The sequence below is a fragment of the Pontibacter sp. HSC-36F09 genome, assembly GCF_024171605.1.
Taxonomy (GTDB): domain Bacteria; phylum Bacteroidota; class Bacteroidia; order Cytophagales; family Hymenobacteraceae; genus Pontibacter.
The window spans coordinates 13,452-29,914 of the sequence record NZ_JALKAA010000009.1; the positions used below are offsets into that span (position 1 = coordinate 13,452).

Sequence of the window (16,463 nt, forward strand, 5' to 3'; positions counted from 1 at the left end):
GGACGTTGATAATCAAATCAATAGTTTGTCGCTATAGGTTATTAAATTCAAGTGCATATTAGCATTAGAATTATCTCTAGGATTCAAATTGTATATTATGAATCCTGAATAGAGTAACTTTTAGCATCTTGATAAATATATATATACAAGAATACTAGATACAAAAATCATCTGTTGGCCCAAGCTTTCTGACCATTCTTCTATACCTGCACATTGTGTATTATGCTTATAATTTACCATAACCTTTATAATGTGAAGCGAGTCCGTATAACTAAGATATTGACTATCTCTTAGTAAAAAAAAAGCCAATTTATACCCTATTATTATACTATGAATTAATTTAAATGTTGAAAATATTTAAATGTTTGTAAATAGTGTACTATTACGAGTTCTTTAACAAATGATTAGGAGTTATTTAAGCATTTTGCGCAGTATTAGGGTCTGAGCATATTTGTATATTTAGAACATGATAGTAAATCTTCTCAATATGGTTTAGCGCAAGCTTAGTATCGAATCTTCTTACATTCTCAAAACCTAGTTCAATAACGTTACTACGTTCTGAAGGCGTAAGAGTCAGAACGTTCTCCACTACTTCAGCGGCCTCTGAAGCCCAGTTATCAATGGTCTGGCTATTGTAAGGACGGCGCGGAATGTAAAACCCTGCTTCACCCGCTACCTCAGTCATGGGAGCCTCACCTGTAGTGATTACAGGACAACCACAAGCCATAGCTTCAGCAATAGGCCAACCAAAACCTTCAGCTAAAGATGGAAACAGGAGGACATCTGCTCCAGAATAAGCTGAACAAACTATATCATCTCCTAAATCACTAATCCAATGTATATCCCCTTTGTAGGGTGATTTTGAATGTGTCTCAAGCAAAATAGAGGATGGGTTATGGCCGACCATTAACAGTGGCATCAATCTCTGGTTGTTCTGTCGCCGCCAAGCAGTATATATTTCAATAACACCTAATCGATTCTTATACCATTCATTACCTCCAATATGAAGGATATAACCGCGGGACAAATCTATTCCAGCTACTTCAGCTAGCTTAGTTCGAGACTCTGTTTGGGCACTCGAGGTGAAAAACCGATTCAACCCATTATAAACTACCTCGGATATTGCCGGGCGTTTTCGATGTAATTTGTGTAATTCATCACGAGTTTTATTAGAAACAGAAATAAAGTTTTTCCCAGTGGAGTAGCCGCGTCGGATATACGCTTGGTAGTAACGACCTGTCCAGCTAGTAGGATTATCCGCTATTTCACCAATTGCTGATAATTGAGCAAGGAAATCGTGGCAATGAATTACGTGGAATCGGTTCGAAACCAAAGGAACCCAAGGCCCTAATGCATGGTCTGTGAATACGAACAATGTTTCAGGGGAGCATCTGGAAAGGCGAATACGAACTAAAAGAGGAAAAACTACATACTGGTCTATATACCCAAGCCATTTTCGAAATCTAGTTGACATAGGCAAGCGATATAACAGTGGCTTTGGAGACCAAACCTCTATGTCATGCCCACGCTGTTCCATTCCCACAGCCAACATCTGGACAAAGCGAGGCATACTTTGAGAACCTAGGAAAGAGGGATGTGAGAAAAATATGATGTGCATATACTAAGATTAGTAAGTCAGCCTCCAACAAAGAATGAAATAGAATATCTTAAATATTTAGCATGCTTCATGCAGCCTTTTTAGCTCTTAACCGGTTCAGTATACAACGGATGTAAGAACGCCGGATATGCCACACTCGGTTGAGTTCTGCAAGTGTAAGTTGGCCAAAATATGACGCCCATGCACTGTCATAATATTGATACCATACATTATAGCCCCTGTGTAGCATAAAACCCAAAGGGTCCCATGGCTTTGGTGAGCCAATGAAATGCAAAATCATCTTATCAGCTACCTGTGGTTTAGGCTGTGTTGCCTCCCATTGGCAGTTGAAGGAGGTAGGCAGCTTCGCAAACTTTCCAGCGCACACTATATTCAGAAGAGATTGGTCATGAGAAGGGAGCTCCCCCTGATATTGCTTCGCAAGAGCAAAGCATTCATTTTTAACTTGCTTAAGTTTCCATAACTTCAAGTTCAAAAGTAATACTCCTGCGTTAAAATATTCTGTCTCAGGACTCATACCTGCTTTTCCCAGATAAAATTTATTTCCTAGGGTATATTCGAATTTACCCCCACCTACTGCTGCTAATATATGTCCATCGAACTCGAAATTTTGAAGCTCGCAAACATCTGTCTCTATAAGAAGGTCTGAATCAAGGTAAAGCACTTGTTCTACATCAATCAAATCAGCAAGCAGTAAGCGACCGTAAGTAGTCCAGTCACCGTGAAGTGACGCAAATACACCAAAATGCTGCTCCGGATTGAAATCTATATAGTTATATGTCCCACAGAACTTTTTAGTTCTCAGGAGCTTTGTAATCTGATTTTTGTCACGAGAACTCATATTAGCACAAAGGAACCATATCCGTAACCCGTCCTTATTAGAGCAATTTCTGATTAGCGAAGATAATGTTGCACCAAGTCCTACTAGTCCCAAGCGGTTAATACAGAAAGCTATGTTCATAAAGAGTATATAGTTAGCGTAATTTCATATTCTCTATCCTTTTCTCATTGATGCTATCATAAGACCACCAACCATGACACTAAAACCCAATGATGTAGGCTGGGCCCACTGGCCCTGCATGATATTAAATAAGCCAAAGCTCAACAGTAGCCAAGGTAAGAGGTTGCCCTCGTTCAACTTCTCATAACAGGCTAAACCAATTTTAAGAATCAATGCTAATCTTAGCAGTATCACTGCAATTCCTAGCAATGGCCCCTGCTCCCCAATGATTCTTCCCCATTCTCCTTCCGCAATCAAAAATTCTGTTTTCCCTGTCAGTAACATACTGCCCACATTGGTTCCCATACCCATTCCATAACCCCAGAAAGGCAACTCTGAGGAAGTGGTTAAGGCACTTATCATACCTCCTAAAAAACGATCAATTAAAACGCCTTCTAATCCGCCTTCCATTTTATTTGCATCGACATACCTGGCTGTAAAGGCTTCCGTTGCTGTATTGAAAAAGCTTAAATTCGACAATAACACCACAGCAAAGGCCCCTACAACACAAGCCATAACCATTCGCAACAGGTGCTCTGATTTTTTTGAAATAGCAATTAGAGTGAAGAAGAGCGTAGCTGCGACCTGGAACATCAAGCCCCGGCTGATGGACAAAGGGATTGACACGAGCAAAGCTGCTGTGGCACCTATGAGCAGCAAGCGGGACACGTTATTGGGGTTAATCCAGAAATAGAAGATAAAGCAGGCCGCAAAACTAAAATATAAGGACGTGCCATTTGTAAAAGAGAATGTGGCGGGTGGCCTAAAGTAACCCATTGCTCCTCCAAAGCCGGCTCCCCCTGCATCACCACCGACTCCAAGATTAACCCAGGCTGACTGAGGGCTGTAGAACTGAAGTGCTATCAGCACTGACATGGGAATAGTCAAGTAAAGTACTGCCACTCCCAACCTTTCTACATCATCTTTATCAAAAAGGCGCCCGATTACGAAAATCAATGGTATGTGGATGAGGTAAATTCTGGCTCCGAATAGCGCCACAAAGATGTTCCCGTGTCCAAAGAAACCTGCCGTGTAAAACCCAATAATGCCAATAACTACTATGCTGCTCAGATATACATTGGAGGGTAGCAGGCCTCTGTGCCAAGCAGTCAGCACCAGCCAAAGCGCTAATGGGTCACGGATAATCAGTAAGGGGGTGGACAACTCTGGCAAAAGCCATTTCCTTAATGCTCCTTCAAACATCAATAGCAGGAAGTAGGCCCAAATTCCATGTTTGAGTACCTTTAGCTGTTTGGCAGAAACAGCTCTGTTGCACCCATCAAACTCTATTTGGTTTGATGCGGCTCCGGGTCTTAATCTTTCTAAATGGCTTGCTACTGGATTCATTTCTTAATGGAAGAAATTTCTAAAGATTAGTTTCACACAAGCAACTGTCTTCTGATTGCTGCTGCCAAGTCAATCTGATACATGACCCAAGGCCTTTTTATGGCTGTTTCCATAGCTTGGTAACCAACCTCAGCAATGGAATCAGGACGCTCTATGCAACCTACCATCGCCTGTATAAGGGCATCTGTAGAACCAGCCTGCACCAACCAGCCATTTTTCCCATGTTCAATCAAATCGGGTCCAGCTGTGCGATGCGTCGTTATCACCGGGGTGCCTTGGGACATAGCCTCTGTGATGACCAATCCGAACCCATCAAAAAGAGAGGGGAATATAAGCAAATCATGCTCCCGCATAAGTTCCAGAATCCGATGATGTGGCAGTGATGGAATCCAGGTATGCTTTGATAAAGCAGCATCCAATGCCGGACAATTGTCAACAGCCTTATGACCGACTACTGTTAATTGGATGAACTTTCTGAGTTTTTCGGCTGCATCAAAGAGAACCGCTACCCCTTTTTGCTGGGTTAACTTTCCCACAAACAACACTTTAAGAGGCTGTTTGCCCGAAAACCTACGATAAGTTCTATTTTCAGCAACGGAAGGAAAACCGTATGGTATCACTTCTATCGGAGCTAATTGGCCAGGATATTCCTTAAGGGTTTCTGCCACAAAATTACTCGCAACAAAAATGCAGTTTGCTAATCGGAGTTCATTGTCTTTCCGGTCGAGCTTTTTCAGCGAGTCACTAAAGCCTGTCATTGTGGAAGCCCATTCCGGCCGAAGCTCTCTCTCAGCTTCCAATAGTCTTTTTGCAGCGCGCCAGTAACCAGTGGGTAAATCATAAAAGCACTTTATAGGGTGCTTTTTTGCCTCCATGAATGAAAACTCTGCCCCATCCTCGTAGGCATAGATAGCTTTAACCCCTTGTCCATTGGTCTTCCTCAATCTACCTGCAACTGCTTTATCCAGAGAGGAGTAAACTGCATCTATACAAAATGGACCTTTTTCATGCGCGATAAGTCTATAGAGTCCACTTCTGGTTGCAGCTAGCCTTCCCAGCTCCCTCCAGGGTGCCGTGCGGGTGTATGGCTTCAAATCTTGATCAAACCTGCGGCGCCTGATTTCACTGAAGGGCTTAACCGAGCTCAGCTGATCTATCAAATCACCGGGAAAAGTCGCAATAGAAGTATAGAATTCATGCAGCATCCTCTCCTTCAGCAATCCTGAGGCGACAGCCCGAACATTGGCATTGCCGGTTGGATGTGAAAAGATTAACGCCATACCTTCTTTTGATTTTTAGAGTGTGTTCTTGCTGTGAGGAGCTTAAACCTCCCAGCGTGTTATTTGATTTTGCCGAAGTATGGCCTCCATTTAGGTTAAACTTGTGCTACCTCTGTTTTGCTTGCCTTCTCAGCTATCACCTTTTGCAGCAGGTCTATGTACTGCGCTACGAAAATAGAAGGCAGAAACTCCTTGACCCTATCCCTCCCTAATCTCAACTGCCTGTTTCGGGCTGAAGCATCTGTCAATAGGATAAGCATGCACTTTGCTAGTGCCTCAGCATCTCCGTTTGGGAAAGTTAGTCCTGCATCCCCCACACACTCTTTCAATCCCCCTAACTCAGATACAATCAGGTTTCTGCCCGCAGCCATCAACTCAAGAGCTACGCCGCCCATGGGCTCATACCACTCAGAAGGTACAATGGCTATTCTGCCTTTGGAAACATAATGCACCAGCTCACTCCCTGCTTTCCTTCCTACAAATGTCACGTGCTGCGTAACTTGGAGTTCTCCAGCATATGCCTCCATTTTAGCTCTCCAGTTCCCATCTCCTATTATCAACAGGCTTGTGGGGCGGTTTACATCTTTTAAGACTCTTGAAAAAGCCAGTATCAGACTGGCTACCCCTTTTTCGCTGACAAGCCTGCCCACATAAATAAAATCATACACTATAGTAGTGTCCTTTAAACCCAAAAAGCTATTTAGAGGAAAAGGGTTGTAGATATGTACCTGCCGAGGCAATGGCTGTGCATTATACATCCACTTAGTGATAGCTACATTCCTAGAAACTAAATATTTAGCAAAAATCCTTTTTAACAGTAACTTGAATCCTCCTACGCCCCCTGCCTTCCAACCGTTTTTTCTCACATGGTAAACTACCGAGGAAGCAGGTGTCAAAGGAGCTCGTTCCCCATCTACCCAGCCACACCCATCAATACATGACACCTGGTATCCTGTATGTACCCAAATGAAAGGCTTCTTAAAGAGCAATATCCATGGTTGTAAGGCCAAGCTAGCTCCATTGAAAAGTATAATGTCAGCCCATCTAACTAATCTTATCTGATGCTTCTCCCCGGGGTTCCTTATTATTTCAACTCCAAGATTGTCAGGCCCGTCCGCAGCTGTTGTGGTAACTACTTTACAGTTTACATGACTCGAAACGAGTAGCTGAGCAAGTGTCAGTGACACATTCTCGAGGCCTCCAATAGAGGGATAAAAAAAATGTGAATATAAGAGCACTTTCATATTGCTTTACTTCATTTATTCTTCTACTCTGATAAATCTGGAGACCTTAATGAGATTATGCTTGCCCCAAGCTCTACGAGCTTCGAACACCTCCTATTCTGGAGCACAAGTTCGGGGAGGGAGAGCAGGCGCCTACCCCATGACCTAAAGAATCCGCTGGACATTATAGGAAAGCTCATTCGGTTAGACCAAAGAAAAACTAAGCTTGCCATCGTACTATACATGTCATCTTAAACATTACCTTGAATAGCACTTAAGAACTGATGTGCAACTACTTTATGGCCAGCTGCATCAGATTGACTTGCCTGGGCAGATAAACACTCGGTCAAGTTCCCCTTCCTATATTCTGTCACCCCGCTTGGAGGTTTCAAAGTGCCAATACCTTTCGGTTTCCATGGAGCGGAGACACAGATTATTGGTAAGCCGTGTACTTTCATCGCCATGATCGAACCGCTTTTATCAGCGAGTGCCAGTGGTGTGGTCGCTATACCTGCTGATGCTTCCGACATCAACTTTGAGATAGCCTCAGGAGGCTGCTCCCCCATAGTATCCACTACTGCCCCAACCGAACCGAATACTCTTTCCCAATTCTGTTGTTCCGCACCGCATCGGCCTGCTATGATAAGCCTTACTTTCAATCCACTTGCAGTGGCATACTCGCGCACTTCATTCGCAAACTCTTCAACCGGTGCTTTCGGGTGGATGGCGCCAAACAATATGAATGACAGCTCATGTAGGTACCCACCTTTAGCAATTTTTACCGCCTCAGGCTTAACCAAGAGGATATTCGAAAACAAAGGCAAAAACTGCGCCTTGTAACCCAGTTTGTTTAATAAGACCTGATAGGCCTGTGTGTGCGTATGAATAACCTGTGGCTTCAAGTTAGAAATCAGAAGTTGTATCAATAGCTTTTGCAGTAATCCCCATAGTTGGTATTTTATTGGCGCTCCCTCATTCATTCCGACCCATAGCTCATGAAACATGATATGCAGTTTGCCTTTACAGATAAACGATAAACGAGAGCAAAGCTCAAATGGCAAACCCTTCGGGTCATAAGCAAAAGGCACGAACTGAAAACTTGTGAAATCAGGGTTAAACTCTTCTATCCAGCCCCTGGCTCGTTCCATCCGATCCTTGAATTTAGTCTTGGATGCCAACCGAAGCACGGCAATCTCTACCTCCCCTTCGTGTTGTTTGCATACTTGCTCCTCATCGATGAAGGTATCGCGAAGCGAAATAATAGTTGCTTTGTGTCCCAGACGTATCAACTCAGATGCGAGGAGACGAGTATAATCCCCTACTCCATCGCATCTTGGCTGCAATGAGCCTGTAAGGAAAACAACAGCAATTTTCTCGCTATTTCTATCTAATTCAACCACTGTAACAGATTAATCTTCCTACTAATCAGGACTATAAATATCACACCACGCCGTATAGTCATAAGTCAACAACTTCAGCGACGCAACATTAATTTCTAGTCGCATTCCGATAGTGTGTCAAAGCATCCTTGACGACTTTTAAGGGATACCTTTTAAGTACTAAATTCTTTCCAATCTCAGCGGAGGTAAAAAAAATATTTTTGAAATTTTTCATGTGGTAAAAGGAGAGCATGAGCATTGAAAAGACTTGTGCACTATTTGTGATATCGCTTGAATTTACTGATCTGTTGTTTTCATCATAATGATGGATAATAAACGTGCTATCTAGAGGTTTAATAGTATATCCTTTTTTAAATAACCTAACTCCATACTCCAGGTATAGAATACCAAATTTGTACATTTCGAAATTCAGGATCTTCCTATCAACGACCGATCTTGGGTAAATGGTAGCTCCACATGAAATCCCATAATAGTCTTTCATTTCTTTCGGGGAATAGGAGTACCCTCTAGGATGAAGTTGACCGGCAATGGGAGCCGGTAAAGCCTTGATTTTATCAGAAGGGTAAAATTCCCCGATAGTCCATATAGTTTCTGGCTCTTTATTAATGGCTATCGTACAATCGGTGATATGGTTTTCAGGAAACTCATGGTCATCATCCATTGTCCTAATATGAGTACCAACACATTGCGTTGCCACGAAATTCCTATTGGCGTATAACCCTTTCCCAGGTCCTCTGACATACTTATAAGAATATTTTTGAGCTAATGCAGAATTTAAGGCAATCACTGAGTCAATATCAGAGTCGTCTGAGATGACGACCTCATAAGGCTTCGGCTTCTGTTTGTCCAGGCTCTCCAGAGTTCTTGCCAAGCTTGCCGCTCTATTGCGGGTTACTAACGCAACAGACAACTTGATTCCGCTATTTGATTGACCGGTCATAAAAAATTTAAGGGCATTAACCGCATCTTATTTCATGTTCACAGTATTACTCCGCTCTGACCAAACACCCCATCCTAGTCCATTCAATAGTGGCTATTGGATACACTCGGTGACATTCTTGACTCAATTAGGAACTTTTCAGCAGTGGAGTGTTTATACTCAAATCAGTGCTGCAAGTAGCCTTGTGCTTCGCTATTCGATAGTCCTCATCAAATGATTTGTTGTCATCCTTTTTAAGAATCACATAGAGGGTGGAGGCCGCAGGATTCTCATCCATGACTATATAGTTGGAATTCTCAACCAACGCATGCCTCAGCTTGAAAGTAGTGAAGTTTGCACCTACCAGAATTATAAACTCTGGTTCTACTAGCCCAGTAATCTGCTCACAAATAGTTTGGCTAATCTCGTCAAGCAACACCATATCAAATCTCTTTATCCCATGGTTTTCCTTAATATGCTTGACGCAAGCCGTTATCTGCGATAAAGAGGGGTCAGACTTGGTACATATCAAGTTAACGTATTTGATTGCACACTCCTTATCGGATATAGAACCACGTTCTGTGTAGCTATTCCTACCTATTTTGATATCAAAAACTGATGAATTTGCCTGGTCCTCATTTATGCTAGTGAGAATGGCTCTTTCACCGGTACTCCGAGTTGATGCCCCTATCCTTAGGATGGAGTGTATTTTTACATTCTGTACTAACTCTTGAACTCTCAGGTGGAATTCCTCCTCCGAAGGCATCGAATAATACTTATACTTTCTGATTAGGCTGATGTATATTTTCTTTAATTGGCCTAATTTTGCCCACTTCATTAACCGTATGAAATAATCTATTTCTAAAGCAGGTGGCAAAGCGGAGTGATGATTCGGAATGTGCAACGCTCTAAAAGTATAGGATAGCCCAGCAAGCCATTTAATACGAAGACTAATTAGAGATTTATGTAACGAATCTACAGCTCCTACTATAGTATAGGGTCTTTTGCTCATGGCCTCATCGGTGGTAGCAACATGGCTACTCAACTCATCGGCATACCTAATCTGCTGACAAGCCCTGAGCATTTTACATAAGTTCAAAACCCAATCATTGAAGCTTAAAGGGGGAAGTTGGTGTATAGTATAACGTTCCTTTGACTCAGGGTGGCTAGGGCAGGATATGAGATTCGCCTTGTTGTGCAAAAGGCCTACTGCCCAGCGGGTACGTACCAACTCAGTGTGGTTAAGCGTCGGAAATTGATCAGCGCGTAAAGCAGCCTGGCCTAACTTTCCTTTGCAGAGTAAACTGATAATCAGGTAAGCCCACTCAATTGGATCAGGGTCGGAGGGCTTATAATTGCTGAGATTATTCAGGTTGGGTCCAATAATCCAATATTCCGCTTCGGCCGTTTTACCTTTGTACAAACTACAGATACCTAGTCTAAGCTTCGGCTCACTCATATACGATACGTAGCTTAAGCTCTTTAAGTAGAAAGCCTCTGCTTCATCGTAGCGACCTCTTTTTAGTTTTTCATCTCCCTTACGCAAGTACTCTAAGTGTAATCCGTTACCTAAAATGTGGTTGCTAGTAAGTCCGGATTCTCTTTCTACAATTCGTAGTGGCTCGAAGGGGTTGACCTGAATTATTTTCTGGTTAATACCAAGGTTTTTATATAGGCAATACCATTGGAATATTTGATTCCTCTGTTTAAGGGTATGACGCGAATGAACAAGCCTATACCCTTCATTGATTATCGCCTCAAGCGTTCGTGTATTTTTGAATAAGTAATCCAGCTTATCTAACACATTGGTTTCATCAGCGAATACGCAGTTCTGCATGTCAATAAAACCAGCTGCTTCAAGAGAGGGACTCCTTTCTGTAATCAAACAGGATTTGGAACCGGGAATCTCAAAATGTTTGCGAACGATTTCTTTAGCAATGGCTCCACAAGCCGGGACAAACCAAGAAGCGTTTATTGTGCGCGCGTACATTTCCCCGTGTATCATCATCGAAGAACGGCTCTCATAACCTAGATGGGGAAACGTTAATGCAGGATATTGCTTGGAAATCAGCTTGTGTATTTTCTGACGCCAAGGATACAATGGACTCATAGATCCATTAAATAGAACCGGTATTATCTTTGCTTGCTTGTAGTCATGGTAGATATCGCTGTCTATAAAATTTGGCCAAACAAATAAATAATCAGCAATTTCAGGGGTGTGTTCTGCAGTCGTCGTGCTTATCGAAAAAAACGTTTCTATACCCCAGTGGTCCATATCCGAGATAAATCCAGCACGACAATCACACCAAGGATCCCCATTATGCAACCCCAGTTTTGGTATGTCTGGATGACTGCTTGTATTTTTAATCGTAAGCTTTTTGGATAAAGAAGTCCTGTAACCACCCTCGAAAAGAGCCAAATCGGGTTTATGGGTTTCACAGACTTGCAGATAATCACAATCCTCGTTGATGATAATCAAATCAAAGAATTCAGCCAAACATTTTACATGAAGTTGCATATGCAACTGTATAAAGAGAGGTGCAGCGCTATGATTCCACTGAAAGAATATTAGTTTAGGTTTCTTGTTCAACTGCTCCATTTACTTTTCATTTCTTGATTATTGGCGCCCTGACTCCTTTTCTTTAGCAGCACCATAAGACAAACCCTCTTTTTTTGAATGATAAAGCCTATTGTTGACTAAAATGCTTATGATTCTTGGATGTGATTACTTGGTTTTATATGTGATGATTTAAATTGATTAACGACTATAGAACTCACTATCATGACAAAATAAAGGACATTACTAAAATCAGGATGTTCTTTTCTTGATTATTTTCAACAGTTCCTGCTTCAAATCTAACCTTGCATTTAACTCTCTATAGGAAATGAGAAGAGACAATACCAGAATGGCCATACCTATGAAGAACGACAAGGGCGTTACAACGATTTTTATCGAAATGAAACAAAGTATAATCAGTATGAATTGAGAGAAAAAAATCTTGTAGAAAGCATTGTAGAATTTGAATTGATACTTAAAGTTTGCCACTAGAAGGTTTTGGAAAAAGAGCAAGAGATATCCCGCCAAAAATGCCATACCCAGGCCATTGAGGCCGAATAGATAATACCCTAAAACGCTTAACATCACCATATAAATATTTGCTACCAGTTCACTCCAAAAAAAAATACCCGTAGCTCCTTTCGCTAAAAATATGAAACCAACCGCCCAACTGCCTGTTTTTAACAACATCCCCAAAGTCGCCCAGTGCAGCATTCCGTTTATAACAAGAAACGCATCAGTGTAGAGAAGAATAATCGCCCAATCTACAAATGCAATGAACCCTATCAGAATCGGGGCGATGATAAGTATAGCTATTTCCGCCTGTTCGTTGATGGCATTCTTAGTAGCAATATTATCCATGGAAACCTCAGCTAAACGGGGATAATAATCGGTCATCATAGCCGTAAAAATCATTCCCACATAGGTATTAATCATGGCAAATCCTGCGCTGTAAAAGCCTACTTGCTCCACTCCACCGGTCCGGCCAATAAATATTTTCAAGATATAGGAAGCAGCAACGGTGATTAACCCGCTGAGGCTTAACATAAAGCCCATTTTTAACATCGGGAGCCCTTCTGTTTTTAGCACTAAGCTGCTTATAGCAATTTTGGGGATATGTATTTTAGAAGAAAAATACCAAGAGCAGGCAAGTGCTATCAAAGAGCTTACTAGAATGGCTGGAACAATCCCCTTGATACCTAAGAAATAATAGATTGGAATTGAAGTAAATAAACCTAAAACCATTCCTGCGATATCCGCCTTAGCCAGGAGCTTTAGCTTTCGCATGCCTTGTAAAATCACCATCTGACCAGCACTCAGTTGTGCTAGGAGTAACGTGACAGAGATCGCCATAAAGGCAACTGTGTAATCTTTGGAGCCAAAGGTCAGCTCACTCAAGAAAGAGGACAAGGACAGGGTAACCAGTGTGCCCAAAATCCCCGACAGCCAGACCAGGCGTCGCAATACGGAGACAGTCACTCCTATTTTCTCATCATCTCCAGCTGCGACTGAGACACTTCTCACCGCACTTGTTGCCAATCCAAAATTAGTCATGCTTCCTATCAATGCTGTCGTTGAGACTAGCAATCCCGCTATTCCCATCCCTGCTGGTCCAAGTAGTACTGCAATGAATTTCGTTCGCATGATTGAGATGAGGATATTAAATACTTGTACCCCTCCGAATATGGAGGTAGCTTTTATGATTCGTTTATATGAATCTTGTTTAACTGTCATTTCAGTGTTTTGAGGAGATTTCTAAAGCTGGCTTAAATAGGATATTCTATATGCTTTTTACTTTCCAAAAATTCTTTTTCTTCATATCCTTACTTTTGTAAAAACCATAGCCATACCTGCTTCCGCTTCCCTTCTTAGCGTCGTTCAGAACAACCATAGGACTGCTCAGCTCTTTGTTTCTGTAGATGTTCTCAAGTATTGCCAGTTGCTCCTTATGGGTGTAGTTATACCGGATAATGAAAATGGTGGAATCAATGAGGGGGCCCAGGCAGAACGCGTCTGCCACTTGTCCCACAGGGGCAGTATCTATGATGATGTAATCAAAGCTAGCTTTCAGGTTGTCAATGAACTGCGCCAGTTTCACAGACATCATCAATTCTGCAGGATTAGGTGGAATCGTGCCTGCACTCACAACAAACAGCCCCTCGGTATTCTCCACAGGCATTACAATATCATCAATTAGGATGCTGGCCGATACCAGGTAATCAGAAATACCAAAAGAGGATTCCATTCCTATGTTCTTGAACAGCTTCGGGTTACGCAGGTCCAGCTCAAGCAACACCACCTTTTTACCTGTCAGAGCCAGGGTAGCCCCCAGGTTGATAGTGAAGAACGTCTTTCCCTCGCCACTCATACACGAGGTAACCAGCATGACCCTGTTCTCCTTATCAATGGCAGCAAAATTCAGCTTCGCCCGGATAAGCCGAAATGTCTCAACGATAGGAGAACGGTTGCCAACCGTTACAACAAGTGTTTCACTTGAAGTATTGTGCATCAACTCCCCTAGTATGGGCACACTTGTCAGGTGCTCCACTTCTTTTTGGGTCTGCACTTTGGTATTAAACAACCCATACACAAACACGCCTGCAAACGGCACAGCCAAGCCGAGCAAGATGGACATCAAAAATATATTTCGTTTGTTAGGACTTATCGGATAATCTGTCGCGATGGCCGGGTCGATAATCCTGGAGTTGGAGATGCTGGCTGCCAGCGATAAAGCAGACTCTTCACGCTTCTGCAGGAGGTATAGATACAGGTTTTGCTTGATAGCCTGCTCCCGGTTTATTTCCAGCAGCTCCCTCTCCATAGACGGCACCTTGCTTATTTTGGATTTATACTGCCCCGAGCTTGCCCTCAGGTTATTGCTCGTGATGATGAGTCCCTTCTTGATGTTTCTCAGGTTTTCGATAATGTTGGTACGCAGGTCCTTCAGTTGTTCATTGATGTTATGCACCAAAGGGTTGTTGGGGAAAGCATTGCGTAGAAGCCGCTCCCGCTCTAGTTGTAGTTCATTGAATTTTGAAATCAAACCCGCAAGCGTAGGATCCTGGATGGACAACGTACTCGGCACCATCTTGTACTGGTTATTATCGCTTCCTAAGTACTCTTCTATTGACTCTAAAATCTCAATCTGAATGGCCCAGTCTGACAATTTGCTGTTATACCCGCTCGCCTGCTCCAGATACTGCGAAGCCTGCGTGCTGACATCCGTGAGTTCGTTTTCGCGCTTATACCTCTCCACATCCTTCTCCACGTCAGAGAGCTCCGTCGTAATATACTTTAAGCGCTCATCCAAAAAATCAATGGTACTGGATGCCTGCAGATTTTTATCCTCTATCGCTTCCTTATTATACACCTCCACCAATTTGTTGATGATGTGTATTCCCTTCTCAGGCACGGGATCGACTAGGCTTATTCTCAAAACACTGGCATCGTCACGCTGTGGTAGAATGGAGATGCTTTGGTTATAATGCTGCGCCACCCGTTTCAGGTCCTGGAAGACTACTTGTATTTTTTTGCCGGCTGGTATCTCGCTTGCTAAGACGCCGCGCGCAGCTACAACCGTGAAAGCCCCATAAGGCCTGTTGACTTGCTGTCCGAATTTGTGAGTGGCTACCTTACCAGAATCCTCTTCCAGCACATAGGTGTTGTCTGACTTCAGATGGATGATTACGGACTTCCCAAAAGCGCTTGAGTCATACTGGCTTACCAAAACTTTGATGGGCACATCCTTCCCATATACCTCCTCGCTCTTCACGCGTCCCTCTACCAGGTAACTCGTAGACAGGTCCAGCTCTCTGACAACCCGCTCCATCAGGCTTAGAGAGTAGAGCACTTCTATTTCGTTGTTAATGTTCTTGGAAGTTTTACCTACGCTCAAATCCCCTAAGGCCCCTGCATCAGCTTCACTGTCTCCTTTCAGCAGGATGGTACTACTGATGCTATACTGCGGGGTGGTGTAGTAAAGACAGTACAGATAAGCTCCTGCAAAGCCCAGCGCACCACCAATCAGGAAGAGATACCAGTACTTGAGGTACTGGCCAATCATCTCTTTGATGTCTTTGGCCTGTGGTTGCTCTGACTTGAGTGGAAACAGCTCTCTATCTTTCATTTTTGACTACTCCTAAAAAACCTGTGATACCAGTATGGTGACGACAGACAATAATGCCAGCCCTACAGAAATACCGAATTGTAAATTGGAACGTCCTGGGCTTACCTGAACGGCCTTCACCCTATCCGGCTCTACATAGATGACATCGTTCTGCTGTAAGTAGAAGTAAGGAGAGTTCAGCACATCCTTACTGTTCAAGTCGATTCTGGACGTGATGCGTTTCCCATCCTGCTCCCGCACTATCAGGACATTTTCCCGCTTGCCGTAGGGTGTCAAATCCCCCGCAAGGCCCAACGCCTCCAACACGTTTATCCGCTCATGGGGCACCGTGAAGGTGGAGGGATTGTTCACCTCGCCGATGACGGTTATCTTGAAATTCATATACCTCATATCCACAATCGGGTCTCTGGCGTACTTGCCCAAAACCGATGTCAGGTGCTCCTTGGCCTCCTCTTTTGTAAGACCTCCCAGATGCACTTTTCCTAACACCGGGATTAGCACATAGCCATTTCTATCGACCTGGTAGCCCACTGGCTTTGCCGATGCACCCGAACTGTTTCCTGCCCCCCCAACCTGAATTATGCCGCTGTTGAACATGACATTAGACTCAGCGCTAAGGCTGGTGATGGTAATATCCAGAATGTCATTTGGCTGAATCCTGGGATCCACATCATTCAGAATCGGCTCCTCTTTTGTCTCCTGTTCCTTCAAATCACTCAGATAGGTGAGGTTCCTTGGAGAGCAGGAAATCAGAAACAGCAAACAACATATAATAAGGGCTTTGGTAATCATATATTGTAGATTAGCAGTCACTATAAGGTATACGCCAATAATAAAATTATAACCACATATATTTGCAATTATTCCATAAAATATTCTGTAAAATTGGATTTAGCCGTCTCATAAGAGGTTATACCGCAACTCTCACAGGCCAATTAAAACTTTATATATTTCAATTATATGTTATTTTAAACTCGCTCCCTTACCCATACA

At 42.9% G+C, this 16,463-nt stretch carries 11 protein-coding genes; all 11 read right to left on the reverse strand.

The annotated features are described in order from the left end of the window. Nucleotides 1-415: 415 nt before the first annotated feature. Complete coding sequence (locus tag L1278_RS18445) at nt 416-1,618, reverse strand: glycosyltransferase (RefSeq protein ID WP_253406501.1); 1,203 nt, start codon at nt 1,616-1,618, stop codon at nt 416-418. A gap of 67 nt (nt 1,619-1,685) precedes the next feature. Continuing rightward, nucleotides 1,686-2,579, reverse strand: coding sequence for a glycosyltransferase (locus tag L1278_RS18450; RefSeq protein WP_253406502.1), 894 nt, complete (start codon nt 2,577-2,579; stop codon nt 1,686-1,688). Between the two features lie 33 nt (nt 2,580-2,612). Then, on the reverse strand, nt 2,613-3,965 hold the full coding sequence (locus L1278_RS18455; protein WP_253406503.1) for a hypothetical protein: 1,353 nt from the start codon (nt 3,963-3,965) through the stop codon (nt 2,613-2,615). 32 nt (nt 3,966-3,997) lie between these two features. Next, nucleotides 3,998-5,245: a glycosyltransferase family 4 protein gene (locus L1278_RS18460; RefSeq protein WP_253406504.1), complete on the reverse strand. Its 1,248-nt coding sequence runs from the start codon at nt 5,243-5,245 to the stop codon at nt 3,998-4,000. Between the two features lie 95 nt (nt 5,246-5,340). After that, complete coding sequence (locus L1278_RS18465) at nt 5,341-6,489, reverse strand: glycosyltransferase family 4 protein (protein WP_253406505.1); 1,149 nt, start codon at nt 6,487-6,489, stop codon at nt 5,341-5,343. A gap of 230 nt (nt 6,490-6,719) precedes the next feature. Continuing rightward, nucleotides 6,720-7,868 (reverse strand): hypothetical protein, encoded by a 1,149-nt coding sequence (locus L1278_RS18470; protein WP_253406506.1) that lies wholly within the window; start codon nt 7,866-7,868, stop codon nt 6,720-6,722. 88 nt (nt 7,869-7,956) lie between these two features. Continuing rightward, the gene (locus tag L1278_RS18475; RefSeq protein ID WP_256488728.1) at nt 7,957-8,808 is read right to left on the reverse strand and encodes a glycosyltransferase family 2 protein; all 852 of its coding nucleotides are present in this window, start codon (nt 8,806-8,808) and stop codon (nt 7,957-7,959) included. A 127-nt stretch (nt 8,809-8,935) separates the two neighbouring features. Continuing rightward, on the reverse strand, nt 8,936-11,386 hold the full coding sequence (locus L1278_RS18480; RefSeq protein WP_253406508.1) for a glycosyltransferase: 2,451 nt from the start codon (nt 11,384-11,386) through the stop codon (nt 8,936-8,938). A 210-nt stretch (nt 11,387-11,596) separates the two neighbouring features. Further along, on the reverse strand, nt 11,597-13,078 hold the full coding sequence (locus L1278_RS18485) for an oligosaccharide flippase family protein (RefSeq protein WP_253406509.1): 1,482 nt from the start codon (nt 13,076-13,078) through the stop codon (nt 11,597-11,599). Between the two features lie 46 nt (nt 13,079-13,124). After that, nucleotides 13,125-15,470, reverse strand: coding sequence for a tyrosine-protein kinase (locus L1278_RS18490; RefSeq protein WP_253406510.1), 2,346 nt, complete (start codon nt 15,468-15,470; stop codon nt 13,125-13,127). 12 nt (nt 15,471-15,482) lie between these two features. Continuing rightward, nucleotides 15,483-16,181 carry a polysaccharide biosynthesis/export family protein gene (locus L1278_RS18495; protein ID WP_253406511.1) on the reverse strand — a complete coding sequence of 233 codons (699 nt, stop codon included), beginning with the start codon at nt 16,179-16,181 and terminating at the stop codon, nt 15,483-15,485. Nucleotides 16,182-16,463 lie beyond the last annotated feature (282 nt).

Excerpts from the sequence above, each read along its gene's own strand:
- L1278_RS18445 (WP_253406501.1), bottom strand. The coding sequence starts at position 1,618 with ATGCACATCATATTTTTCTCACATCCCTCTTTCCTAGGTTCTCAAAGT.
- L1278_RS18450 (WP_253406502.1), bottom strand. The coding sequence starts at position 2,579 with ATGAACATAGCTTTCTGTATTAACCGCTTGGGACTAGTAGGACTTGGT.
- L1278_RS18455 (WP_253406503.1), bottom strand. The coding sequence starts at position 3,965 with ATGAATCCAGTAGCAAGCCATTTAGAAAGATTAAGACCCGGAGCCGCA.
- L1278_RS18460 (WP_253406504.1), bottom strand. The coding sequence starts at position 5,245 with ATGGCGTTAATCTTTTCACATCCAACCGGCAATGCCAATGTTCGGGCT.
- L1278_RS18465 (WP_253406505.1), bottom strand. The coding sequence starts at position 6,489 with ATGAAAGTGCTCTTATATTCACATTTTTTTTATCCCTCTATTGGAGGC.
- L1278_RS18475 (WP_256488728.1), bottom strand. The coding sequence starts at position 8,808 with ATGACCGGTCAATCAAATAGCGGAATCAAGTTGTCTGTTGCGTTAGTA.
- L1278_RS18480 (WP_253406508.1), bottom strand. The coding sequence starts at position 11,386 with ATGGAGCAGTTGAACAAGAAACCTAAACTAATATTCTTTCAGTGGAAT.
- L1278_RS18485 (WP_253406509.1), bottom strand. The coding sequence starts at position 13,078 with ATGACAGTTAAACAAGATTCATATAAACGAATCATAAAAGCTACCTCC.
- L1278_RS18490 (WP_253406510.1), bottom strand. The coding sequence starts at position 15,470 with ATGAAAGATAGAGAGCTGTTTCCACTCAAGTCAGAGCAACCACAGGCC.